Source organism: Falseniella ignava, assembly GCF_002847645.1.
GTDB classification, from domain to species: Bacteria; Bacillota; Bacilli; order Lactobacillales; family Aerococcaceae; genus Falseniella; species Falseniella ignava.
Genome location: NZ_PKHE01000002.1, coordinates 82,537 through 106,412 on the forward strand (window position 1 = coordinate 82,537; position 23,876 = coordinate 106,412).

Annotated in this window: 22 protein-coding genes; 19 read left to right on the top strand and 3 right to left on the bottom strand. The window is 41.9% G+C overall.

Going from position 1 to position 23,876, the window contains the following annotated elements; all coding sequences use genetic code 11:
* The first annotated feature begins 1 nt into the window (after window position 1).
* The 9 genes from CYJ57_RS01360 to tsaD all read left to right on the top strand — a co-directional run bounded on the left by CYJ57_RS01360 (window position 2) and on the right by tsaD (window position 8,206).
* Window positions 2-859, top strand: coding sequence for an MBL fold metallo-hydrolase (locus CYJ57_RS01360; protein ID WP_180764349.1), 858 nt, complete (start codon window positions 2-4; stop codon window positions 857-859).
* Between the two features lie 111 nt (window positions 860-970).
* Window positions 971-2,227, top strand: coding sequence for a S1C family serine protease (locus CYJ57_RS01365; protein ID WP_101953768.1), 1,257 nt, complete (start codon window positions 971-973; stop codon window positions 2,225-2,227).
* A gap of 228 nt (window positions 2,228-2,455) precedes the next feature.
* Entirely contained in the window at window positions 2,456-2,935 is a 480-nt protein-coding gene (gene rlmH / locus CYJ57_RS01370) for a 23S rRNA (pseudouridine(1915)-N(3))-methyltransferase RlmH (protein ID WP_101953769.1), read from the top strand.
* A gap of 86 nt (window positions 2,936-3,021) precedes the next feature.
* Window positions 3,022-3,660, top strand: coding sequence for a signal peptidase I (gene lepB / locus CYJ57_RS01375; RefSeq protein ID WP_101953812.1), 639 nt, complete (start codon window positions 3,022-3,024; stop codon window positions 3,658-3,660).
* A 270-nt stretch (window positions 3,661-3,930) separates the two neighbouring features.
* Complete coding sequence (gene proS, locus CYJ57_RS01380) at window positions 3,931-5,370, top strand: proline--tRNA ligase (RefSeq protein WP_101953770.1); 1,440 nt, start codon at window positions 3,931-3,933, stop codon at window positions 5,368-5,370.
* 16 nt (window positions 5,371-5,386) lie between these two features.
* Window positions 5,387-6,169 carry a tRNA (adenosine(37)-N6)-threonylcarbamoyltransferase complex dimerization subunit type 1 TsaB gene (tsaB, locus tag CYJ57_RS01385; protein WP_101953771.1) on the top strand — a complete coding sequence of 261 codons (783 nt, stop codon included), beginning with the start codon at window positions 5,387-5,389 and terminating at the stop codon, window positions 6,167-6,169.
* A 27-nt stretch (window positions 6,170-6,196) separates the two neighbouring features.
* On the top strand, window positions 6,197-6,763 hold the full coding sequence (gene rimI / locus CYJ57_RS01390; RefSeq protein ID WP_101953772.1) for a ribosomal protein S18-alanine N-acetyltransferase: 567 nt from the start codon (window positions 6,197-6,199) through the stop codon (window positions 6,761-6,763).
* Between the two features lie 8 nt (window positions 6,764-6,771).
* A complete protein-coding gene (gene rimI, locus CYJ57_RS01395; RefSeq protein WP_101953773.1) occupies window positions 6,772-7,218 on the top strand; it encodes a ribosomal protein S18-alanine N-acetyltransferase in 447 nt (148 codons plus the stop codon).
* Complete coding sequence (tsaD, locus tag CYJ57_RS01400) at window positions 7,187-8,206, top strand: tRNA (adenosine(37)-N6)-threonylcarbamoyltransferase complex transferase subunit TsaD (protein ID WP_425319850.1); 1,020 nt, start codon at window positions 7,187-7,189, stop codon at window positions 8,204-8,206. The genes rimI (CYJ57_RS01395) and tsaD overlap by 32 nt, the downstream gene beginning before the upstream one ends.
* Before the next feature lie 56 nt (window positions 8,207-8,262).
* On the opposite strand, the gene CYJ57_RS01405 is transcribed toward tsaD, so the two are convergent.
* Complete coding sequence (locus tag CYJ57_RS01405) at window positions 8,263-10,233, bottom strand: ABC-F family ATP-binding cassette domain-containing protein (protein ID WP_101953813.1); 1,971 nt, start codon at window positions 10,231-10,233, stop codon at window positions 8,263-8,265.
* Between the two features lie 128 nt (window positions 10,234-10,361).
* Here CYJ57_RS01405 and CYJ57_RS01410 point away from each other — a divergent pair, with 128 nt between their 5' ends.
* The 4 genes from CYJ57_RS01410 (at window position 10,362) to CYJ57_RS01425 (ending at window position 13,804) form a co-directional block, all read left to right on the top strand.
* Window positions 10,362-11,024 (top strand): redox-sensing transcriptional repressor Rex, encoded by a 663-nt coding sequence (locus CYJ57_RS01410; protein WP_101953775.1) that lies wholly within the window; start codon window positions 10,362-10,364, stop codon window positions 11,022-11,024.
* 169 nt (window positions 11,025-11,193) lie between these two features.
* Window positions 11,194-11,451, top strand: a complete 258-nt coding sequence (locus CYJ57_RS01415; protein ID WP_006701764.1) for a co-chaperone GroES — start codon at window positions 11,194-11,196, stop codon at window positions 11,449-11,451.
* 37 nt (window positions 11,452-11,488) lie between these two features.
* Window positions 11,489-13,108, top strand: a complete 1,620-nt coding sequence (groL, locus tag CYJ57_RS01420) for a chaperonin GroEL (protein WP_101953776.1) — start codon at window positions 11,489-11,491, stop codon at window positions 13,106-13,108.
* 117 nt (window positions 13,109-13,225) lie between these two features.
* A complete protein-coding gene (locus CYJ57_RS01425; RefSeq protein ID WP_219525539.1) occupies window positions 13,226-13,804 on the top strand; it encodes a hypothetical protein in 579 nt (192 codons plus the stop codon).
* A gap of 164 nt (window positions 13,805-13,968) precedes the next feature.
* Here CYJ57_RS01425 and CYJ57_RS01430 read toward each other — a convergent pair whose 3' ends face one another.
* Both CYJ57_RS01430 and CYJ57_RS01435 read right to left on the bottom strand, forming a co-directional pair.
* The gene (locus CYJ57_RS01430) at window positions 13,969-15,294 is read right to left on the bottom strand and encodes a nucleotide sugar dehydrogenase (protein WP_101953778.1); all 1,326 of its coding nucleotides are present in this window, start codon (window positions 15,292-15,294) and stop codon (window positions 13,969-13,971) included.
* Between the two features lie 62 nt (window positions 15,295-15,356).
* Window positions 15,357-16,256 (bottom strand): AraC family transcriptional regulator, encoded by a 900-nt coding sequence (locus CYJ57_RS01435; protein WP_101953779.1) that lies wholly within the window; start codon window positions 16,254-16,256, stop codon window positions 15,357-15,359.
* 175 nt (window positions 16,257-16,431) lie between these two features.
* Here CYJ57_RS01435 and CYJ57_RS01440 point away from each other — a divergent pair, with 175 nt between their 5' ends.
* From CYJ57_RS01440 to galT, 6 genes are all read left to right on the top strand, one after another.
* On the top strand, window positions 16,432-17,403 hold the full coding sequence (locus tag CYJ57_RS01440; RefSeq protein ID WP_101953780.1) for an aldose epimerase family protein: 972 nt from the start codon (window positions 16,432-16,434) through the stop codon (window positions 17,401-17,403).
* 16 nt (window positions 17,404-17,419) lie between these two features.
* Entirely contained in the window at window positions 17,420-18,490 is a 1,071-nt protein-coding gene (locus tag CYJ57_RS01445; protein WP_101953781.1) for a galactose ABC transporter substrate-binding protein, read from the top strand.
* Window positions 18,491-18,567: 77 nt separating this feature from the next.
* On the top strand, window positions 18,568-20,085 hold the full coding sequence (locus tag CYJ57_RS01450; protein ID WP_006701772.1) for a sugar ABC transporter ATP-binding protein: 1,518 nt from the start codon (window positions 18,568-18,570) through the stop codon (window positions 20,083-20,085).
* A gap of 22 nt (window positions 20,086-20,107) precedes the next feature.
* Window positions 20,108-21,142, top strand: coding sequence for an ABC transporter permease subunit (locus CYJ57_RS01455; protein ID WP_006701773.1), 1,035 nt, complete (start codon window positions 20,108-20,110; stop codon window positions 21,140-21,142).
* A 22-nt stretch (window positions 21,143-21,164) separates the two neighbouring features.
* A complete protein-coding gene (locus CYJ57_RS01460) occupies window positions 21,165-22,370 on the top strand; it encodes a galactokinase (protein ID WP_101953782.1) in 1,206 nt (401 codons plus the stop codon).
* A gap of 1 nt (window position 22,371) precedes the next feature.
* Entirely contained in the window at window positions 22,372-23,868 is a 1,497-nt protein-coding gene (gene galT / locus CYJ57_RS01465) for a UDP-glucose--hexose-1-phosphate uridylyltransferase (protein ID WP_101953783.1), read from the top strand.
* Window positions 23,869-23,876 lie beyond the last annotated feature (8 nt).

Here is a 23,876-nt window from a genome sequence, read left to right on the forward strand (position 1 = left end):
AATGATCAGTAATTTAAATAGTCTAAAACTTGGCTCGCCCTCGAAGGTTGCTACAGTCGAATTGGATTCGCTACAATTTTCGGTATTAGCGAGCGGTAGTAGTGGTAATTGTACGTACATTGAATCAAGTACAACTCGTTTAATGGTTGATGCTGGTTTGAGTGGAAAAAAGATTGAGGCGCTCTTTCAACAAATTGACCGCAGCTTGAAAGATGTCGATGCAATTTTAGTGACGCATGAGCATAAAGACCATATTCATGGGCTCGGTGTGCTAGCACGACGCTATCATATACCAATTTATGCGAACCGTCGGACTTGGGATGCAATGATGCCTTCGTTAGGTAAAATCGATCCAGGGCTCTGCTTCCTCTTTGAAACCGATACAATGTTAACGATTGGAGACATCGATATTATCAGTTTCCCGGTCAGTCATGATGCGATTCAACCGCAATTCTATGCCTTTCAAAAAGCAAAGAAACAATTTGTGATGTTGACTGATACGGGATACGTGAGTGATCGATTGCGCGACCAGTTAAAAAATGCGTCCGCCTATTTAATTGAATCTAATCATGAGTTGGAGATGCTCCGATCAGGGCGCTATCCTTGGTCGTTGAAACAGCGGATCTTAGGTGATAAGGGACACTTGAGCAATGAGGATGGGGCCTTAGCGATGGTTGATTTGATTGGGAACCAAACCAAGTCCATCTATTTAGGTCACTTAAGTCGTGATAATAATACAAAAGAAATTGCGATGAAATCGATGGAGTATATTTTGCACCAGCATGATTATTCTACGACCGATTCCATGCGTCTTTATATGACACACCCTGATCAGGCAACTGGATTGCGCCGAATTTAATTCATATTTTGTTAACAAAATGACTCGAATATCTCTTAAATAGTTCATAATGTATTCATACTTTCGTGTTACATTAGTTTTAGTTAATTAATAGATAAGAGGGGATTCACAATGCGAAATCAACAACAAAATATTCAATGGTGGAAAAATATTTGTGCAGGGATGTTAGGGACACTGGCCGTATTAGTGGTGGCCGGATTGTTTGGTCTAGGATTAACGGATCCGGTTCAACCCCGCAATGTCCATTCACAAGCAAGCTTATCTGACTTTGAAAATACCATTACGGGTGTAGTTGATCAAGTTCAAGACTCCGTTGTGACGGTGAATAACTACCAACGCGATCAACAAATGGGGAATATTTTCTGGGGCAATGATGGTCTAGAAATTAATGATATCCAAAAAGAACCTGTCCTAGCCGGTACAGGTAGTGGTGTTGTCTATAAAGTAGATGGAGATACTGCCTATGTCGTAACCAATAACCACGTGATTGCCGGGGCGGATCAAGTTGAAGTCGAGTTACGCGATGGTACCGTACATGAAGCGGAAGTCGTTGGATCGGACCAAATTAGTGATCTGGCCGTGCTAAAAATTTCTGCTAAGGGAGTTGGCAATCCAATTGAATTTGCGAATTCAGATGAAGTAAAAGTAGGTCAAACGGCGATTGCGATTGGCTCACCTTTAAGCTCACGCTTTGCATCTTCAGTGACGCAAGGGATTGTATCAGGGCTTAACCGTTCGATTCCGGTAGATATTAATGGGGACGGTCAACAAGACTGGGAAATGACCCTAATGCAAACAGATGCAGCGATTAACCCAGGTAACTCCGGAGGAGCGCTCGTTAACTCGCAAGGACAGTTAATGGGAATTAACTCCAGCAAATACGCCTCTTCACAAATTGATGGGATGGGATTTGCGATTCCAAGTAATGAAGTGAAACACATCATCAGTATGCTAGAAGAGCACGGAGAAGTGATTCGTCCAGTCTTAGGTGTGGGAACTTATAACTTAAATCGTTTCAGCCGTCGTAGTTTGGAAGAAGAATTGAACTTACCTGAAACGGTCACAGAAGGAGCTTTAATTGCCAATATACAATCTCAATCTGCTGCGGATAAAGCAGGATTAGAAGCATTGGATATTATTACTGCCTTAAATGGTGAACCCGTGACTGACTCACAAAGTTTGAAACGAATTTTATATCAATATCAAGTTGGTGATACGGTGACCTTAACGATTTATCGTGAAGGTGAAGAAATGCAATTAGAAGTTACGTTAACGAATAAATTAAATCATCAAGATTCATCGCCAATGTATCCGGTTGAAGATGACGGTGGGGAACAACCTAACTCAGAAGATGAGATTATCGGATAATAAGTTATCCACAGGAACTTCGGTTTCTGTGGATATTTTTATACAAAAAACAGAGAAATGGACTCTATTTGTGAAAAAAAGTATTTTTTCACTAAAAAATAAACATTTTTCAACTTGTTTTACACAGAAAATATGGATATGAACAGACTTATCCACAGCGTCAAGTGAAAAGGGGTTCGCAAAGCGTTGGCAAGATAAGGTATACTATAGACAAAGGGGCGTGAAGCAATGAATATTGAAATTATTGCAGTAGGCAAACTAAAAGAAAAATATTTAAAACAAGGCATCGCAGAATATATGAAACGTATGAAACCGTATGCGAAAGTCTCCATCATTGAAGTTCCCGATGAACCAACGCCAGATCAACCGAGCGAAGTCGAAAAAGAACAAATTCTTGAACAAGAAGCAGAACGGATTTTAAGTCGGGTGGGTGCGAACCGACGACTGATCGTGCTAGCCATCGAAGGTAAGTTGATAACTTCTGAAGCGTTAGCGAGCACTTTAGAACAATATGCTATTTATGGTGATAGTAAAGTGACTTTTGTAATTGGAGGGTCACTTGGCTTATCCGAAGCCATTAAAAAACGCGCAGACCATTCGATTAGCTTTGGTCGAATTACATTGCCTCACCAATTGATGCGTTTAGTGTTAGTGGAACAAATTTATCGATCGTTTCGAATTATTAATCATCATTCATACCATAAGTAATTCATTAAGTAATTCATTGAATCCGATAATCAGAAAGCTTATAATAGAATTTAATAAACTACCGATTAAAGAAAGGTATGGACGGAATGATTAAAAATATTTTAAGAGAACTTTTTAGTTTTGCAATCACATTTATTATTGTATTTGTTGCGATTAAGGGGATCTACACATATGTTGCGGAACCTTTCGAGGTCGATGGACCATCCATGGAGTATTCATTGCATGATGGCGAGAAGATGTTTATGTATAAGCTCGCTGAACCAGATCGGTTTGATGTCGTCATCTTCCCGACGCCATTACATTATGATGATGAAGAAGAAACGGATGATGAAAAAGAAACGGATGATGAAAAAGAAACGAAGCTTTATGTTAAGCGGGTAATCGGTGTTGAAGGAGATCGTGTAGCCTATAAGGATGGACAACTTTACCTTAACGGGCATCCCTTGGATGAACCTTACTTAGCGGAAATGGAAGCTGAAAGAGGTGGCAAAGTAACCAATGATTTTACGTTAGAATCCTTGACCGGAGAAGCGACAGTGCCAGAAGGTAAACTTTTCGTTCTCGGTGACAACCGTCAAAACTCATTGGATGGTCGCCGTTTTGGATTTATTGATGTAGAAGATGTGATTGGCGAAGCGGTCTTTGCATGGTGGCCGATTTCGCAAATTCGTCGATTGCCAAATTATGTCTTAAGCCCCGATGCGACGCAAATAATTACCGATTAACGATTGCTTTCGCAGAGGATAAAGCTTATAATGAACGTAATAATAGAATAGTAAATCACATGACGGTATCAGAGAGAGTTCGGTGCTGCGAAGAACTTCCCACTCATGCGACTGAACCTACTATTAGCATTGAATCAGTTTGGGTTAGCCTCCTTATCGGCAAAGGTGGTCGATCAAAGGATTGACAACGAAGGTGGTACCGCGGAGACTCACTGTTCTTCGTCCTGATGTGGACGGGAACAGTATTTTTTTATATGGAGGGAATTAGAAATGGTTACACGTAAAGAAGACTTTTCAAGATGGTATTTAGATACGATTCAGCAAGCAGATTTAATGGATTATTCACCGGTGAGAGGGTGTATGATTTTCAAGCCGAACGGCTATGAGTTATGGGAACATATTCAAGAAGCATTTAACAAGCGCTTTAAGGAAGAAGGCGTACGTAATGCGTATTTCCCTATGTTGATTCCAGAACATTTCTTCCAAAAAGAAAAAGATCATATTGAAGGATTCTCACCAGAATTACCTTGGGTGACGGAAGCAGCAGGAGAAAAGTTAGAAGAACGTCTAGCGCTACGCCCAACATCTGAAACGGTAATTGGAGACGCTTATTCGCGTTGGATTCAGTCTTACCGTGACTTACCATTAGAGATTAACCAATGGGCGAACGTTTTCCGTTGGGAAAAACGTACTTTGCCATTCCTACGTACGAGTGAATTTTTATGGCAAGAAGGGCATACTGTGCATGCGACAGCAGAAGAGGCTGAGGCACGGACACAACGAATGTTAGATATTTATGCCGAAGAAGTAGAAGGTTTACTGGCCATCCCAGTTTTCAAAGGGGAAAAGACGCCATCTGAACGATTTGCTGGGGCAGAACGAACTTATTCGATTGAAGCGATGATGCAAGATACTAAATGTGTCCAAGCAGGAACAAGTCATTATATGGGAACTAAGTTTGCGGAAGCATTTGATATTCGCTACTTAAACCCAGATAACGAGCATGTCTTAGCCTATACGACATCATGGGGAGTTTCTACGCGCTTAATCGGTGCAATGATTATGGTCCATAGTGATGACCAAGGACTTGTCTTACCGCCACGCATGGCTCCTCAACAAGTTGTGATGATTCCAGTCGGTCCATGGCAAAAAAATCCAGAGATTATGGAAACACTCGAGAAAATCAATGCTGAATTACGTCAACGTGGATTCCGTACAGTCATTGATGATAGTGATAACCGTCCAGGCTTTAAGTTTAATGAGTGGGAGCTTCGCGGAGCGCCATTGCGTATCGAAATTGGACCAAGAGATTTAGAAAATCAAAAAGCCATTATTAAAATGCGCGACTTAGAAGATAAGGAAGAGGTCGTATTAGACCAAGTGGTTGAGCGTGTCGTTGAAGCGTTAGATGAAATGCAAGTTCGCCTATTAGAAAAAGCACGCGCGTTTAATGAAGCGAATATTTATACAAATATTGAGACGTTAGAAGAATTAGAGGCACATATTGAATCGAAACGTGCTGAAGGAGAGTATCCAGGTTGGGTATTAGCTGGCTGGGACGGAACGGAAGAAACCGAAGCTTTAATTAAAGAACGTACTGGATTTACGACACGTAATATTCCGTTTGAAGGAATGGTTGAACCAAAATCTACGTGTATTGTAACCGGCAAACCATCGAAAGTAACCGTTTGGTTAGCGAGAGCATACTAGAATTTGAGGGATTAAGATGAAGTACCTTGTTCTTGATACGGCTGGAGAGGCCTTAGCCGTCGGTGCGATTGAAGGAGAATATCCGAACGGATCGTGGCAAATTTTAGCGCAACAAACGTTAATCGGAGCCAGGAAGCATGGCGAAACGCTGGCGGCGGTGATTGATAGCACGTTGAAAGTACTGAATTGGCGTGCGCGGGAAGTGGCGGCTTTGATTGTGGGCTGTGGACCGGGTTCCTTTACTGGAGTGCGGATTGGCATAACCTACGCCAAGACATGGGCACAATTTAACCAAGTCCCACTCTATACAGTGTCAAGTCTAGGTCTTTTGGCAGTGAGCGGATGGCTAGCGAACGCAACCCCTTCAAGCTTTATCGTGCCAGTGATAGATGGACGTCGTGGGACGGCATATACCGGTTTATATCGCTATCATCAAGAAAAGCAACAATTGATTGCGGTCTTACCCGATACGCATTGTGACTTTGATGTCTGGCTAGATACGATTCAGTCACATCTTGTGCCGACGGACTCAATCGTTTTTGTTGGGCATTCGCTTGATTCTTTTGAGGAAATAATTGAGTCCAGTGCATTGCAACAAGAGACGACGCTGATTCAAGGTTGGGCAAGTCAACCACGCGTGGCAGAGGCCATGAATTGGTTAACTTCAGAGCGAGTGGATGATATTGCAACTTTGGCTCCGAATTATACACAACAAACGTTAGCTGAAAGAGAGTGGCAAGCTGCCCAGCCAGGCGATCAACCATCCGATGAGCGAGAATCGTTGATTGACCGCTATTAATAAAATGCAAGATAAGGAGAGACCTCGGTGCGCCGATTATTAGAAGTTCTTACACCCAATCGAGCTAAAGGAAAGCATGTCATTATGCAACAGTCTCAGCAATACCTAGATCAACAAGAAGTATTGGAGCGTAATACGCAAACATTCCGTTTGCGTTTTGCGCAGGCTGAAGATATAGAGACATTGATGCGACTTCAAGAAGATGGTTATCAAGGCTTTCAAGCTTGGCGATATCGAGATTTTGTCTATGATTATCATCACAATCCTTATTGCGTATATTTATTGCTCGAAGAGGTCCAATCCAAAGAAGTGGTAGGGATGATTACTGGGCGTTTCTTAGCCAAAGGGGCCCATATTAGTCATTTGATTGTGCAAACTTCACACCAACGCTTAGGGTTAGGAAACTACTTACTTACGGCATGGATTGAATTGGTGGCACAACATCAACTCCCGCAAATAACTTTGGAAGTCCGTCAATCAAATGAAGTTGCACAACAGCTCTATCGTGCACATCGTTTTATCAAAATAAAGGACATTCCTTTCTATTATGACGATAATCAAGAGACGGCCTATTTTATGTGCCGCTATATGTAGGTGATGGGATGCAACGTTTAACGGGTAAACAATTAACCCCAGCACAAAAAGAGTTAATTATTGAAAGTTTTTCAGAGTTTAATGATACGTTAGCAACGTTTCGAACAGAACGCGACAATCCATATACCGTCTATTATATTGAAGAGGGGATCGGTTATGTGGCAGGTGTAGAATTAGCAGGTGAACTGGAGATTCTCCGTTGTTATATTTCCCCAGCTTATCGTGGACAGGGCTATGGATATGAGTTATTACGCAGTGTTTTGGAGCAAACGACGTTGGAACGCTGTTTTTTAGAAGTACGTGTATCGAATCAACGAGCGCGTTCACTTTATGAGCGAGTAGGTTTTGTGACATTAGATGTCCGGCGAAATTATTACAAAAACCCAAACGAAGATGCCATCATAATGGAATGGAGTGAAGCAAATTTTGACAACGAGACGAATTTTAGCCATTGAAACAAGTTGTGACGAGACGAGTGCAGCTGTGATTGAAGACGGGCAACGTATCTTAGCCAATGTCGTTGCTTCACAAATTCGTAGCCATATGCGCTTTGGTGGAGTTGTTCCTGAAGTTGCGAGCCGTCATCACACCGAACAAATTACGCAAGTCATTCAGTTGGCGCTTGAACAAGCTGAACTCGAACTATCAGATCTTGATGCTGTAGCGGTTACGCAAGGTCCAGGACTCGTTGGTGCACTTCTTGTCGGTGTGACAGCGGCTAAGAGTTTAAGTCAAATCATTGAGAAGCCATTGATTGCTGTAAATCATTTGGCGGGCCATATTTATGCAGCTCAGTTGATGCAACCGCTTGAGTTTCCAGCGCTGGCGTTAATTGTCAGTGGTGGCCATACGGAAATTGTTTATATGCAAGATCACCTATCCTTTGAAATACTAGGTGAAACTTGCGATGATGCGATTGGTGAAGCTTACGATAAGGTCGGTCGGATTTTAGATTTGCCTTATCCGGCTGGAAAATATTTAGATGAATTGGCTCATCAAGGTGATGCTTCGCGCTATGACGTGCCACGTGGGATGCTTCATGATGGCTCACTTGACTTTAGCTTCAGTGGCATGAAAAGTGCCGTAATGAATTTAGTTCACAATGCCAAGCAACGCGGCGAAACCATCGACCATGCAGATTTAGCGGCAAGCTTCCAAGCGGCAGTGGTTGAAATTTTCCATTCGAAAATTAATCAAGCACTTGCAGCGCATCCTGAAGTGAAACAATTTATCTTAGCCGGAGGGGTGGCAGCTAATTCAGCCATCCGTTCGATGGTGACAGAGTTAATTGCCAGTCAATATCCGGATGTCACACTTTTAATTCCACCGCTCTCACTATGTGGTGATAATGCTGCGATGATTGGTGCAGCAGCGGATCAGTATTTACAGCAAGGTCGCTTAACAGATTTATGGTTAAATGCGAAACCCGGCTTGATGTTATAATATAGAAATATCCCGTACCTCAGCGCAGGTACGGGATATTTTTTTGAGTGAGGCGTTTAAATTTGAACATGTGGATATTGCGCTTCGAAAGCTTCTAACGCTAAACTCGCTTCTTCCCATTGGTCGAGAACTTTAAGTTGCTCGGCTTCGACTTGTTGCAATGTTTGATGGAGTTCTAGCAACCGTACTTGATCATTGATTTCGGAGGCCTCAACCAGTTGTTGGTGGATTGATTCAATTGTTTGATCCATCTCTTCAGAACGTGTTAGGGTTTCTTCAACGAGCGTCGTCAGACGTTTTAATTCGCGTTTTAACTGCTTGTTTTCTTCAAAATTGCTGACAGTTGGGGTAGGAGTCGTTGTGACAATTTCTTCTTCACTTTCCAACATCGCATCGATGGCTTCTTGTTCAGATTTTTTCTCCAAGTAATAATCATAATCGCCTAAATAAAGTTGACTTCCTGTGGGTGTAATTTCTAAAATTTGCGTTGCAATTCGGTTGATAAAGTAGCGGTCATGCGAGACAAAGAGCAAGGTCCCGTCATAATCAATGAGTGCTTCTTCGAGGATTTCCTTACTATCAATATCTAAGTGGTTGGTCGGCTCGTCTAATAGTAACGTATTATCGTGGTCACTTGCTAAAAGCGCTAGACTTAACCGAGCTTTTTCGCCCCCACTGAGCATAGCGACTCTCTTTTCAACGGTCTCTCCTGTGAATAGAAAACTCCCTAAAATACTGCGAATTTTCCACTCATCGACGGTGTCATGCGCTTGCCAAAGTGTTTCTAGCACCGTTAAATTAGGATTCAGTTGATTTACATTTTGGTCATAGTAGCCAATATCGACTTTAGTTCCAATGCTGATTGTTCCGGCTAATGCAGGGATTCGTCCAATTAAAGTTTTAATTAAAGTAGATTTACCAACCCCGTTCGGTCCGACAATCGCAACCGCATCTTGTCGTTTTAATTCTACATTTAAGTCTGTCGCAACAGGTGTTTCTTCTGCGCTATAGCCAATCGCCAAATCTTCTGCATCGATGACCCGTTCACCAGATTCTCTTGCAGCGCTAAATTGAATACGCGGTGCCTTATCGTCTTGCAGCGGCTTTTCAATTCGAGTCATTTTTTCAAGTTTTTTACGGCGGCTTTGGGCTCGCTTGGTCGTTGAGGCCCGGACAATATTGCGCGCAATAAAATCTTCTAATTTAGCAATTTCTTCTTGTTGGGCTTCATACTGTTTCATTTCTTGAGAGAGTCGAAGTGCCTTTTCTTTTAAATAAAAATCATAATTCCCTTTATAGAGATGAGAAGTGTGATGGCGCAATTCGACTACAGTACGGGTGACGCGATTCAAGAAGTAGCGGTCGTGTGAAACAATCAGCAGTGCTCCGCGATAATTGCTTAAAAATCCTTCCAGCCAATTGAGTGTCTCCATATCCAAATGGTTGGTAGGCTCATCGAGAATTAATAGATCGTAATCCATCAAAAGCGTACGTGCTAAAGCAAGACGGGTTTGTTGTCCGCCCGACAGCGAGTTAATCGGTCGGTCATAATCTTCTTCGTAGAAACGAAAGCCGTGAAGGACCATCCGAATATCGGACTCAATACTATAAACGTTACGGTGTTGCATCTTTTCTTGCAATTGGTCGTAATCTGCTAAGGCTTGCTTGTATGCAGGGCTGTCCCATTGGTCACTCAGTTGAGCGAGCCGCTCCGATGCTTGCATTGCCTCTTCGCGTAAAGCAATGGAATCATCAAAAATCGAAAGCATCTCTTCCCAGATGGTTCGGTCTGAATTTAGGGCGACATGCTGCTCTAAATAGCCAATCTTAATACCACGTTGCTTAGTAATCGTGCCACCAGATAAAGGTTCTTGTCCTATAATTTGTTTAATTAAAGTGGATTTTCCAGTTCCATTACGGCCAACAAGGGCGATACGGTCTTGCGACTGGATAGAAAAGTTCACATCATCGTATAAAGGAATATCGCCAAAGTGTCGTGCCACATTATTGAGTTGTAATAAAATCATTTTTAAAACCTCGCTATATTGGTTCTCAAAATAAAGTATACCAAATTTAATAGGAAAGATACCAAAGATTGTGAATAAATGATACAATTATTTCATACCCTGAATATAGAATGGAAGGAGGCAAGTAAATGTCGAATTATTCGATTCCTCGTGCCACAGCGTTAAGGTTGCCAATTTACCATCGTTACTTGCGGTATTTACATAATGCAGGTAAGAAGCGGATTTCTTCCAGCGAATTAAGTGAAGCTGTAAAGATTGACAGTGCAACCATTCGCCGTGACTTTTCGTACTTCGGTGCGTTAGGTAAGCGGGGTTACGGTTATGATGTAGATACTTTGATTGACTTTTTCTCAAAAGTACTTAACCAAGGACGATTGACTTCAATCTGTCTTGTAGGTGTAGGACATCTCGGTCAAGCGCTACTCAATTATAACTTCCGCAAAAATGGTAACTTTCATATTGAAGCGGCATTTGATAATGACCCTAATTTAATCGGCACTTCCCAAAATGGGATCCCTGTCTATAGTGTCGATGAATTAACGGAACGCATCCAAGATAGCCAGTATGAAATTGCTGTTCTAGCAGTACCTGAAGAAACTGCAGAAACGATATTAAATGAGTTAATCGCTGCCGGAATTCGTGGTATTTTGAATTTTACCCCTTTACGATTCGATGTACCGAATAATGTCCGCATCCAAAATGTCGACTTAACGAATGAACTGCAGACGCTCATCTACTTTATTGATTCGAATATGGATCAAGTAGATGATTATCAAGAATATAAGTACTAACCCTGATAAGCCTCGTACGAAATTGCGAGGCTTTTTTATTTACTTCTTTTTACTTGCATTTTTGACCTAATTAGACTATTATATAGTTATCGGGTTTAGCACTTGATCTCATAGAGTGCTAACCGTTAAATTTTTGATAAAATACAAACTAATAACGGAGGTATCAAACATGATTAAACCTTTAGGGAAGCGTGTTGTCATTAAAGTAGCAGAGACTGAGGAAACTACAGCAAGTGGTTTTGTTTTACCGTCTTCTGCCAAATCTAAAGAACAATTTGGTGAAATTATTGCTGTCGGTTCAGAAGTTGAACTTGTTAAAGTTGGCGATACTGTGTTCTTCCAAAATTACTCTGGAACAGAAGTTGAGCATGAAGGCGAATCTGTTTTAATTATTGAAGAGAAAGATTTATTAGCTGTCGTCGGCTAATTTCCAGATAAATTACGAATAGAATAGGAGAGATAATATGACAAAAGAACTTAAATTTTCTGAAGACGCACGCGCAGCTTTATTGCGTGGTGTTGATACATTAGCGAATACGGTTAAAGTAACTTTAGGTCCAAAAGGGCGTAACGTTGTTTTAGATAAACAATTCGGATCACCAACGATTACAAACGACGGTGTTTCAATTGCACGCGAAATTGAATTAGAAGATCGCTTCGAAAATATGGGCGCGCAACTTGTGATGGAAGTTGCTCAAAAAACAAATGATATCGCAGGTGACGGAACAACAACCGCAACATTATTAACACAAGCGATTGCGCGCGAAGGGATGAAGAACGTTACAGCTGGAGCTAATCCAGTTGGCATTCGCCGCGGAATTGAAAAAGCAACGTCAGCAGCGGTTGAAGCATTAAAAGAACAATCACAACCTGTATCTTCAAAAGAAGCCGTAGCTCAAGTTGCAGCTGTGTCATCAGGTGAACAAGTTGTTGGAGATTTAATTGCTGAAGCGATGGAAAAAGTAGGTCAAGATGGGGTTATTACCATTGAAGATGCCCAAACAATTGAGACTGAAATGGACGTCGTTGAAGGAATGCAATTCGACCGTGGTTATTTATCACAATATATGGTCACTGATAACGAGAAAATGATTGCGGAACTGGACAACCCAGCTATCTTTATTACGGACCGCAAGATTAACAACGTGCAAGATATCTTGCCAATGTTAGAGTCTGTCATGCAATCGGGTCAACCGCTTTTAATTATTGCGGAAGACTTAGAAGGCGAAGCATTACCGACATTAGTTTTAAATAAACTGCGTGGTACATTGAACGTCGTTGCAGTGAAAGCACCAGGCTTTGGTGACCGTCGTAAAGCGATGTTAGAAGATATTGCGATTTTAACGGGTGCAACCGTGATTTCCGAAGAATTAGGTTACGAATTGAAAGATGCTACCGCAGATCATTTAGGTTCAGCTGGTAAAGTTCGTGTCACAAAAGATAATACAACAATTATTGAAGGAAATGGCGCGACCGAAAATATTAACCAACGTGTCAGCTTAATTCGTTCACAAATCGAAGATACGACTTCAGAATACGATCGCGAAAAATTACAAGAGCGCTTAGCTAAATTAGCGGGAGGCGTTGCTGTGATTAAAGTTGGTGCAGCAACTGAGACTGAACAAAAAGAAATCAAACTACGCATTGAAGATGCGTTGAACGCTACTCGCGCGGCAGTTCAAGAAGGAATCGTCCCTGGTGGGGGTACTGCGCTAGTGAACGTTCAACAAGCCGTTCTTGATTTAGAACTTGAAGGCGATGAATTAACAGGTGCTCAAATCGTGGCACGTGCCTTAGAAGAGCCAGTTCGTCAAATCGCTGAAAATGCAGGTCAAGAAGGATCTGTCATCGTTGAGCATGTACGTAAAGCTGATAAAGGTATCGGCTACAATGCGGCAACCGGTGAATATGAAGACATGGTTCAATCTGGTATTGTAGATCCAACTAAAGTTACACGTACCGCTTTACAAAATGCAGCATCAGTAGCAGCCTTACTGTTAACAACAGAAGCTGTGGTTGCAGCACTTCCTGAAGAAGAAAACCTTCAAGCAGGAATGGGTGGCGGCATGCCAGGCATGATGTAATCCAAACCAATTAAAACTCAAACTCAGGCAACTTATCCCGTTATGTTGGGTAAGTTGCCTTTTTTATGCGTGGAGCAGGATCGACGAGGGGGAGGTGAGGTGAATGCTACCAAAGAGTTGAGGGAACTCCGTCTGGGGGTGGCTGAGGTGGAGTTGTTTGAGCTGGAACTCCATCTGGGGTTAGTTGAGTTGGAGTTGTTTGAGCTGGAACTCCGTCTGGGGGTGGCTGAGTTGGAGTTGTTGTGTGTGGAACTCCATCTGTGGGTGGTTGAGCTGGAGTTAGCTGAGCCGGAACTCCATCTGGGGGTGGCTGAGTTGGAGTTGTTGTGTGTGGAACTCCATCTGTGGGTGGTTGAGCTGGAGTTAGCTGAGCCGGAACTCCATCTGGGAGTGTTTGAGTTGGAGTTGTTTGCCTCGGAACTCCATCTGTGGGTGGTTGAGCTGGAGTTAGCTGAGCCGGAACTCCATCTGGGAGTGTTTGAGTTGGAGTTGTTTGCCTCGGAACTCCATCTGTGGGTGGCTGAGCTGGAGTTAACTGAGCCGGAACTCCATCTGTGGGTGGCTGAGCTGGAGTTGTTTGCCTCGGAACTCCATCTGGGGGTGGCTGAGCTGGAGTTAGAGACTCGTTTTTGTTCTTCTCGCCACCTTGAGCTGAACAATCTCGTCATTTTTGTTCACCTCGCTTGCCTGAGCTGAACAATCTCGTCATTTTTGTTCACCTCGCTTGCCTGAGCTGAACAATCCTGCCACCTCTGGCCATCCCACTCCCTCAATCCAGACCTCCACTCTCCCTTTTTCCTCACAAAAAGCCTGCAACAGAAAAATTCTGGTGCAGGCTTCTTTTATCCTCAAAATAAAAATTATAGTCTCCAGTAGCAGTATCCAGCTTCAAGATAGTCATCTTTATTCCATAAGCTCTTCACATCAACAATCACGCGCTCTGACGGTTCGAGTGAAGCGGCGAAAAGTTGTGACACCTGGTCGAGCGTAAGAGTTTTGAACTCGTTATGTGCGACGGCAACGACAACCGCGTCCAAGTCTTTCAAGTCTTCAAATGCTGTAAGCTCAAGTCCGTAGGTTGCTTCTACTTCAGAAGCTTCAGCCCATGGGTCACTAATGACTGGATGGATGCCATATTCCTCGAGTCTTTCGACGATATCAACCACTTTAGAGTTGCGTACGTCTGGGGTGTGCTCTTTAAAGGTCAACCCAAGAATCGCAACTTTCGCCTGAATTGGGGTTTTGCCCGTTTTAATGAGCTGCTTAATCAGCTTTTCAGCAATAAAGTAGCCCATATCGTCATTGATTTGACGGCCATTAGCGATAATTTGGCTATGGTAACCTAAGTTTTCGGCTTCATAGACAAAGTAATACGGATCGACTCCGATACAGTGGCCACCCACTAATCCTGGGGTGAAGCCGAGGGCGTTCCATTTCGTATTCATTGCTTCGATGACATCGTGTGAGTCGATGCCCATTCGGTCAAAGGCCAGTGCTAACTCATTCATAAAAGCGATATTGATATCGCGTTGAGAATTTTCGACGACTTTAGCTGCTTCAGCAACTTTCATGCTCGGTGCGCGATGGACGCCAGCTTTAACGACCATTTCATAGACTTTTGCAATATCATCCAAGTATTCAGGAACACTTGAAGAAACAATCTTAATAATTGTCTCAAACGTGTGGACTTTGTCACCAGGATTGATTCGTTCTGGGGAATAACCCACGACGAAATCTTTGCCGTGCGTCAACCCAGAAACTTCTTCGAGTAACGGAATACAAATATCTTCCGTGACGCCAGGGTAGACGGTCGATTCATAGACAACAATCGAACCCGGTGTTAAATGCTCGCCAACAGTTCGAGTGGCACTCGTTACGGGATGTAAGTTTGGTGTTTTATCTTGATTGATAGGAGTGGGAACGGCAACGATATGGAATTTTGCACGCTTCAATTCCGAAGGATTATGGGTAAATTCTAACGTTGTTTCTTGAATCGCTTGATCGCCGACCTCATTCGTAGGGTCAATTCCTTGATGATATAAGTTAACTTTATCTGGGTTATTATCATACCCAATGACTTTAATTTGTTTAGCAAAGCCAATCGCAATCGGCATCCCAACATAGCCGAGACCGATAACAGATAAGGCAGTTTCGCCATTCACTAATTGTGGATAGACAGGTTTCATAGGTAGAACCTCCGTATTTATTTTAGTTGAATCTATTCTTGAATATTGTATCATATTTCGCTTTATTTAGTATGGCTTTGTTTCTCTAAGAATTTCGGCCGAATAAAGAGCGCACGATCGATTTCTTGTTCACTTAATTGTCGGAATTCACTCGGATTAACCAAATAATATTTTTTGAACATTTTCGAAAAAACAAACGGATCTTTATAACCAATACGGTTGGCGATTTCTTTAATACTCATTTTAGAACCGCGTAATAATTGAGCGGCTTGATTCATTCGCAACTCTTGGATCATTTGTTTTGGCGACTGATCATAGTAAGACTTACAAAGACGGAATAAATAGTTTCGACTCAAATCAAAAGCATCCGCAACCTCCAGCACCGTTAAATTATTCAAACAATGTTCCGAGATATAATCGTACACTTTCTCCGCCAAATGAGGCTCACTTAACTGGTAACTATCGATGGGGTGCGTTGCAATTTGACACGCTTCATTAATTTGCGCGAGTAAAAAATATAACTTGCTAAAGACGACTAACTTGTCGCTCATATTTTGGGGTGTAAAATGAACAAATAATTCTACAAAATCTGTAAAATGATGCAAAAGACCGGGATGTTGGTTGAAGTTCAATGTATTATCTTGTATCAACGTTGTCTCACGAAAGTAATGAGCGATGCGCTCGCCACCAAGTCCGACCCAGCATAAAGACCATGGATCCTTTTCATCTGGCACATAATAGACATGCTTATTTTTTCGTAGAATAAACCCATCGCCCGCTTTCAAATGATAACCTTTCCCATCAATTTGAAAGAACCCTTGACCGGAAAGGACTGCATGGATAACCCAATCATGTTTAACGTTATAATCATTAATTTGATTTGGGACAAAATTTTGAGCACCTACTTCTATCAAGGCGATATCTTGATTATCAATAAATAAATGCTTCCAAAAACTTTTCATAAAATCTCTCCTATAAAGCCAAAAATAGCGTTATTGTGACAAAAATTAGCCTACGTTGAAAACATTATACCATCAGCGCAACAAAATGACATGAAATTTAGGCAAAATATCATGTTCAAACAAAATGAAAAGGAATACAATATCGTTGTAAGGGTTTCCAGTAGAAAGGAGGGCTATGGAAGAATATCACCTCTCGAATGATCAGTTGCAAGTCCGATTTATACGTCAAGGAGCTTGTTTAACTTATCTAGGCAAAGATTATAATTATCTTTTACGATATCACAATTTGTCGGATTACCAGACAAATGATTTGTACTTAAGTACCATTGTCGGACGTAACGCAGGGCGCACCTCACCGTGCTATTATGTGGACCACCTCGGTAAACAGGTGGCATTGGATGCGAATGAAGGATCAGACGTTCACCTGCACGGAGGTCACCAAAGTATGAAGTTAGCATTATGGGATTTGGTTGAATTGACACCGACTGAAGCGAAGTTAAGCTTAACAGATCAAGCATCTGAGTGTTATGCACCGATGACTTTTACCTTAACGTATCGCTTGGAGGGAAATCGTCTGATTACAACCATCGAAGGTCACGCAGATGAACCTACCGTAGTTAACTTGACTAACCATGCTTTCTTCAACTTAAATGAATCGAAAGCAGATCCGATTACGAATCATTGGTTGAAGCTTGCCCCCGCACAATTACAATTATTCAATCAAAGCGGTGTGGCGACGGGAGAGCTAGACGCAATGTTAACTTCACCGTACAAAGTATACAATTGTACGCAACCGACTCGAATTGAGTCAATGATGAAAGCAGAAAACCCGATGGCTGAACGAACAGGAGGCGGACTCGATTTCGCCTACTTATTCCAAGAGAATACAGACATGGAGCCTAAAGTCGAATTATTCTCGGCCGATCACCAACGGGGTATACGCATCTTCTCCAATCAAGAAAGTTGTGTTATCTACACAATGAATCAAACGAATGGAGAAATTATAAATGATGGAATTCAAGCAGAACCTTATGCTGGAATCACCTTTGAGATGCAACGGTTACCAAACTATTTGCATCATTTCGACACAGACGTTCCACGTCTTGAATCAGATTACTTATACCAAGTAACCTATGAAATAATTTAAAAAGGAGCATAATCGTATGAAAAAATTAACTAAATTAGTTGCAGCATTATTTATTTTAGCCGTTACAGTAGGCTTATATACGCCTCTTCCTGAAATCAAAGCCGAAGGCGAAACGTATGAAATCGGTGTTGCGATTTACCAATATAACGATAACTTTATGACATTATTCCGTAATGAACTTGCTGAGTATTTCAAAGAGTTAGGTGAAAAAGATGGTAATACTTATAACTTAGAGTTCCAAGATGGTAAAAATGACCAAGCAACTCAAACTGAACAATTAAATAACTTTATCGCTCAAGGTAAAGACTTATTAATTGCAAACTTAGTTGATCCAACTGGGGCTGACCAAATTATTTTAAATGCGCAAGCAGCAGATATTCCAGTTGTGTTAATTAACCGTGAGCCACAAGTTTCTACGATGGAATTATGGCCAGGTAAAACAACCTATGTTGGGGTGGATGCCCGTCAATCAGGTGTTTACCAAGGTGAAATGATTGCTGAACTTGAAAATCATGGTGACATTAACGGCGACGGTGTTGTGAAATACATTATGATTATGGGTGATGCTGGGAACGTGGACGCTGAGCAACGTACGCAATACTCAATCGAGCGTCTTGAAGAAACAATAAAGACTGAAATCTTAGGTGAAGCGCAACGTGGTAACTGGGACCAAGCGAAAGGTCAAGAAATTGCAGCCAACGCGTTATCACAATATGGTGAAGATCTAGAAGTTATTTTCTCGAATAACGATGGTATGGCTCTAGGTGCTGTTCAAGCGATTAACGGTGCTGGACGTGAAATTAACAAAGATATTTATATTGTTGGGGTCGATGCTTTACCAGAAGTTGTTGAATTATTAGGTCAAAACCAATTTACAGGAACGGTTCTTAACGACCACTATAACCAATCTCATACGGCAGCAGAAGTAGCAGTTCGCTTACTTCAAGGTGAAGAAGTTTCACCATACTTCTGGCATGATTATATCAAGGTGACGAAGCCAGAAGAGGCTGAGTTGAAACGCCTTGATTATCGAGAAGAAAGTGTTGAAGAATATCAAACTCGTCTAAAAGAAGCATACGGCGAATAAGATAAATCTTTAGGCTCCAAAGGCGTCTATACTCGTTGTAGACGCCTTATTTATATCATAAAGGATGTGAAAATATCGTGGAATTAGATCAAGATATTATCTTACAAATGAAAGATATCGATAAAGCATTCCCGGGCGTTCAAGCGCTGGATAAAGCCCAATTGACTTTGCGTAAGGGGACCGTCCATGCCTTGATGGGAGAGAATGGCGCTGGAAAATCAACATTGATGAAGTGTCTCTATGGTATCTACTATCGTGACGCCGGCGAGATTATTTTTGATGGTAAAGACGTAAACTTCAGCAACTCAAAAGAAGCCTTGGATCATGGGATTGCGATGATTCATCAAGAGTTACAACCGATACCGAAAATGACGATTGCCGAAAATATTTTCCTCGGCGATTATCCAAAGAATGGACTTTTCGTTGACCATGAAAAGATGAACGAAGGAGCCAGACATTATCTCAATGAAATCGGACTGAATGTTGATCCGAATACTCAGCTAGGTGATTTGACCATCTCACAACAACAATCGGTTGAGATTGCAAAGGCGATTTCACGTCATGCGAAAGTCATTATTATGGATGAACCGACCTCTTCTTTAACGGAAAATGAAGTCGAAAATCTTTTCCGGGTGATTGATAATTTACGTCAACAAGGTATTGGAATTATTTATATTTCTCACAAGATGGATGAGATTAAGCGTATCTCAGACGAAATTACGATTATGCGAGACGGTCAGTACGTCGGAACGTATAATGCCAAAGAAATTTCGGTTAAAGAAATTATTAGCCATATGGTGGGGCGTGAACTATCGAATGTTTATCCAGATTACCAACCGCATTATACTGAGGAAGCTGTTTTAGAAATTGAGAACTTCTCATCACCGAACCCTCAATCTTTCAAAGACTGTACGTTTAAATTACGTAAAGGTGAAGTGCTAGGAATTGCCGGTCTTGTTGGGGCGCAACGCTCCGAATTAATGGAAGCCATTTACGGTCTGCGTGAAATTGAACCCGAAGGTAAGATTCGCATGAACAGTCAAGAAGTAAAAATAAAAAATCCAAAAGATGCAAATAAAAATGGGATTGCTTTTGTTACAGAAGACCGACGTCATTCAGGGATTTTTGGGGTTCTATCGATTACGGATAATACGGCCCTTCCTTCATTACGAGATTACTTATCGAAATTCAGACTCATTAAGGAGAAATCTGTCAACGATATGGTAGATGAAGGAATTCGCTCATTAAATGTAAAAACACCAACACGCCAAACCTTAATCCAAAACTTATCAGGTGGGAATCAACAAAAAGTTATTTTAGCACGCTGGTTAGCAACTGACCCAGATATCTTTATCTTAGATGAACCGACCCGAGGGATTGACGTTGGAGCGAAATATGAAATTTACGAAATCATTAATGAACTTTCTCGTCGTGGTAAATCAGTCATTTTAATTTCTTCTGAAATGGGCGAGATTATTGGCATGTCCGATCGAGTGATGGTCATGTGTGAAGGCCGTATCTCTGGATTTTTAGATCGAGAAGAAGCGACCCAAGAGAATATTATGGAGCTGGCAACAGCCTTTATGCCGGATTAATACAGAATGCGAGGAGAAACAAATGAATCAAATAAAAAATAAAAAAGGTGAAATCATCGCCATCAAACCAAAATTTAACTGGAAAGAATGGTTGATTGAAAATGCGCTCGTCGTCGTAATTATCTTAATGTGTATTTATACTGCGGTCGTAGCAAATAACTTTGTCAGTTTCAATAACTTAAAAAATATTTTAGCGAACGTTTCGGTACGTTTCATCATTGCATTAGGGGTATCCGGCTGTTTGATTATTCGAGGAACTGACCTATCTGCCGGACGAATCGTTGGGATTACCGCTGTAACGACCGCAATCTTATTACAACGTCCAGATGCACCAGGAGTTTTATATCCAAGTGTGGCTGGGTCACCAATTTTAGTGACGTTACTAGTGGCCATGGGTGTTGGTTTAATGTTCGGGCTCTTTAACGGGCTAGTCATTGCGAAATTACACGTGCCTCCATTTATTGCGACATTAGGGACGCAAATTGCGATTTATGGTTTGAATATGATGCTTTCTAAGAACCAGCCAATCGGGTCTTTAAATACAACCTTTAGTAAATTTGGGGCACAAGGGATTAAATTAGGTGCCGTTTATATTCCATACATTGCCTTTATCGCGTTAGCAGTGGGTGTGTTTATGTATATGTTATACCGCTTTACACTCTATGGTAAACATATGTATGCCATTGGTGGGAATGAAATCGCCGCGGAAGTATCCGGTGTCAATACCACTAAATCTAAAATTGTTATCTTCACCTTAGCGGGAGCATTATATGGTTTAGCAGGGTTCTTATTAACCGCTAAAACAGGTTCGGCAGCCGTATCTGCTGGGACAGGTTACGAATTAGAAGCCATTGCTGCAGCAACCATCGGTGGGGTATCGACTGCGGGTGGGGTTGGTAAAGTAACCGGAATTTTAGTGGGGGTTTTAGTCTTCGAACTCTTAAAGACCTGTCTACAATTCTTAGGTATTACACCAGAGATGACCAATGTCTTCCAAGGGCTTGTTATTGTTATCGCCGTAGCGCTCGATATCCGTAAAACAATGCGTCGCCGTTAATCATTGAAAGAGGAGGCGCAAAATGAAAGATGAACAACAAGTATTAAATCAACTACAAGAAACATTTGAAACGCAGTTCCAATCGTCAGGCGAAGCATTTTATTTCTCACCGGGCCGAGTCAATTTAATTGGTGAACATATCGATTATAATGGGGGTTATGTTTTTCCTTGTGCCATTACAATGGGGACGTATGGGTTAGTTAAGTTAAGAGAAGATCGAACCATCCGTTGTTATTCGATGAATCTATCGGACGCGGGTGTCATTGAATTTAGTTTGGATGATTTATCGTACCAAGCATCCCATAATTGGGTAAATTACGTCAAAGGCGTCATCACTTATTTCAACGAAATAACAGATCAATCGGTAGACCGAGGTTTTGACTTAGTAGTTTGGGGCAATATCCCCAATGGTGCCGGATTATCTTCTTCGGCTTCCTTAGAGCTCTTAATTGGGGTTATGCTCAATGATTTATTCAATCAAACCGTTGACAGATTAGACCTGGTGCGAATCGGGCAACGTGTAGAAAATGATTACTTAGGACTACAGACTGGAATTATGGATCAATTTGCGATTGGTATGGGTGAGGCAGAAGCGGCGCTTTACTTAAATGTCAATACGCTCGATTATGAACGGGTTCTCGCTGAGTTTGGTGATTATGTTATTTTGATTATGAATACGAATAAACGACGCGAATTAACCAGTTCAAAATATAATCAACGTCGACAAGAATGTGAACAAGCGTTGCAAGAATTGCAACAAGCAGTTCCCATTGAGAATCTCTGTGACTTATCTTGGGATGAGTGGAGCAATTACTCGAGCCTGATTAAAGATCCAGTTATACGAAGTCGTGCACGCCACGCTATCAGTGAAAATGAACGAACTCAACAAGCGAAAATGGCTTTAACTCAACGTGATTTAGCTACGTTCGGTCAACTGTTGAATCATTCCCATCAAAGCTTGCGCGATGACTATGATGTAACGGGACCTGAGCTGGATGCGATGGTAGAAGCAGCTTGGGCGCAGCCGGCTGTCTTAGGTGCTCGAATGACAGGGGCTGGAATGGGCGGCTGTGCCATCGCGCTAGTCGACCACCACTACTTAGCTGAGACCATTGAACAGATTGAATCAGCCTATTATCAAGCAACGGGGCTACATGGCGATTATTATACAGCTCAAGTTGGTGATGGGACGAAAAAAGTATGCCAAAATAACGAAAGGGGGAGTTAAGATGACAGTGACGCTTGAACAAGTCAATCAAGCGATTCATGACTTCCCACTCGTAGCATCAGCAAAAGGTTATGTCGATCCACGAGATCATTACTATCTCCGTAACCAATTGCTGCGCTTATTAGACTTGGATGAATATACCGGAGACGAGCTTCAATCAACCCATACGGATTTGTTAGAGATTATGGATATCTTTGTCGCCTATGCTATCCAAACCGGCTTGATTGAAAATCAACAAGCGGCCCGTGAAATCTTTGAAGCGGCGGTGATGGATTTAATAACACCGTTACCGAGTGTGGTAAACCAACGTTTTTGGGAACTCTACCAATTGGACCCACCACGTGCAACGGATTATTTCTATCAATTATCTAAAGCGAATAACTATATTCAAACGCGAAATATTGCCCGGAATATTGCGTTCAAAGGTTCAACACCTTACGGTGAGATGGATATTACGATTAATTTATCCAAACCAGAAAAAGACCCTGTTGAAATTGCACGGGCACGAGAGCTCCCTCAGGTCAATTATCCGAAATGCCCACTCTGCATGGAAAATGAAGGGTATCGAGGCCACTACAATCATGCGGCACGACAAAATCACCGGATTATCCGATTGACATTGGGAGAGGAAACGTATGGCTTCCAATATTCACCGTATCTCTATTACGATGAGCATTCGATTGTTTTAAATGAACAACATATTCCGATGCGCATTAACCGTGAAAGTTTAGATCATTTATTAGAGTTTGTAACGCAGTTCCCACATTATTTTATCGGATCAAATGCGGACCTCCCTGGTGTAGGTGGATCGATTTTAACACACGATCATTATCAAGCAGGGCGTTATGAATTTCCAATGGAACGAGCGCAAGTACGCAAAGTATATCCGATAACCCAACACCCAGATGTCACGTTAGCGACGATTCACTGGCCGATGTCTGTGTTGCGTCTTCGAAGCGCGAATCGACCATCGCTTCTAGAAGTAGCGGATCAGATTACGACTGCTTGGCGAGAGTATGAAGATCTTGACTGTGAGATTAAAGCTTATACCGACCAACCACATAATACGGTGACACCGATTGTTCGTCGGATCGGACAAGATTATGAAATGGATCTCGTCTTACGCAATAACCGAACCACGGATGAATTTCCGTTAGGTATTTTCCATCCGCATCCAGATGTTCAACATATTAAGCGGGAAAATATTGGGTTAATTGAAGTGATGGGATTGGCAATTCTGCCACCACGCTTAAAAGAGGAAACCGAGCAAGTCGCTCAATATTTACAAGGGTTGATTCCGATTGAAGCTGTCGCCCAAAATCACCAGGAATGGGCGTTATCGTTACCGAAAGTTGAAGGTGGCGAAAGAGCACAACAAGTTGTCCGCCAAGGTATTGCAGATAAATTTACTCGAGTATTAGAAGATGTAGGTGTCTTTAAGCAAGATGAAGCAGGACAGAAAGGGCTTGAGCGATTTATCGCATCGTTACAATTATAAGGAGGATC

What these genes read in the sequence shown, in the direction of transcription:
- tsaB (WP_101953771.1), top strand. Translation starts at nt 5,387, where the DNA reads ATGAAGTACCTTGTTCTTGATACGGCTGGAGAGGCCTTAGCCGTCGGT.
- rlmH (WP_101953769.1), top strand. Translation starts at nt 2,456, where the DNA reads ATGAATATTGAAATTATTGCAGTAGGCAAACTAAAAGAAAAATATTTA.
- rimI (WP_101953773.1), top strand. Translation starts at nt 6,772, where the DNA reads ATGCAACGTTTAACGGGTAAACAATTAACCCCAGCACAAAAAGAGTTA.
- groL (WP_101953776.1), top strand. Translation starts at nt 11,489, where the DNA reads ATGACAAAAGAACTTAAATTTTCTGAAGACGCACGCGCAGCTTTATTG.
- CYJ57_RS01445 (WP_101953781.1), top strand. Translation starts at nt 17,420, where the DNA reads ATGAAAAAATTAACTAAATTAGTTGCAGCATTATTTATTTTAGCCGTT.
- CYJ57_RS01410 (WP_101953775.1), top strand. Translation starts at nt 10,362, where the DNA reads ATGTCGAATTATTCGATTCCTCGTGCCACAGCGTTAAGGTTGCCAATT.
- CYJ57_RS01430 (WP_101953778.1), bottom strand. Translation starts at nt 15,294, where the DNA reads ATGAAACCTGTCTATCCACAATTAGTGAATGGCGAAACTGCCTTATCT.
- CYJ57_RS01415 (WP_006701764.1), top strand. Translation starts at nt 11,194, where the DNA reads ATGATTAAACCTTTAGGGAAGCGTGTTGTCATTAAAGTAGCAGAGACT.
- proS (WP_101953770.1), top strand. Translation starts at nt 3,931, where the DNA reads ATGGTTACACGTAAAGAAGACTTTTCAAGATGGTATTTAGATACGATT.
- CYJ57_RS01455 (WP_006701773.1), top strand. Translation starts at nt 20,108, where the DNA reads ATGAATCAAATAAAAAATAAAAAAGGTGAAATCATCGCCATCAAACCA.
- CYJ57_RS01440 (WP_101953780.1), top strand. Translation starts at nt 16,432, where the DNA reads ATGGAAGAATATCACCTCTCGAATGATCAGTTGCAAGTCCGATTTATA.
- CYJ57_RS01435 (WP_101953779.1), bottom strand. Translation starts at nt 16,256, where the DNA reads ATGAAAAGTTTTTGGAAGCATTTATTTATTGATAATCAAGATATCGCC.
- CYJ57_RS01365 (WP_101953768.1), top strand. Translation starts at nt 971, where the DNA reads ATGCGAAATCAACAACAAAATATTCAATGGTGGAAAAATATTTGTGCA.
- CYJ57_RS01460 (WP_101953782.1), top strand. Translation starts at nt 21,165, where the DNA reads ATGAAAGATGAACAACAAGTATTAAATCAACTACAAGAAACATTTGAA.
- galT (WP_101953783.1), top strand. Translation starts at nt 22,372, where the DNA reads ATGACAGTGACGCTTGAACAAGTCAATCAAGCGATTCATGACTTCCCA.
- CYJ57_RS01405 (WP_101953813.1), bottom strand. Translation starts at nt 10,233, where the DNA reads ATGATTTTATTACAACTCAATAATGTGGCACGACACTTTGGCGATATT.
- CYJ57_RS01360 (WP_180764349.1), top strand. Translation starts at nt 2, where the DNA reads ATGATCAGTAATTTAAATAGTCTAAAACTTGGCTCGCCCTCGAAGGTT.
- lepB (WP_101953812.1), top strand. Translation starts at nt 3,022, where the DNA reads ATGATTAAAAATATTTTAAGAGAACTTTTTAGTTTTGCAATCACATTT.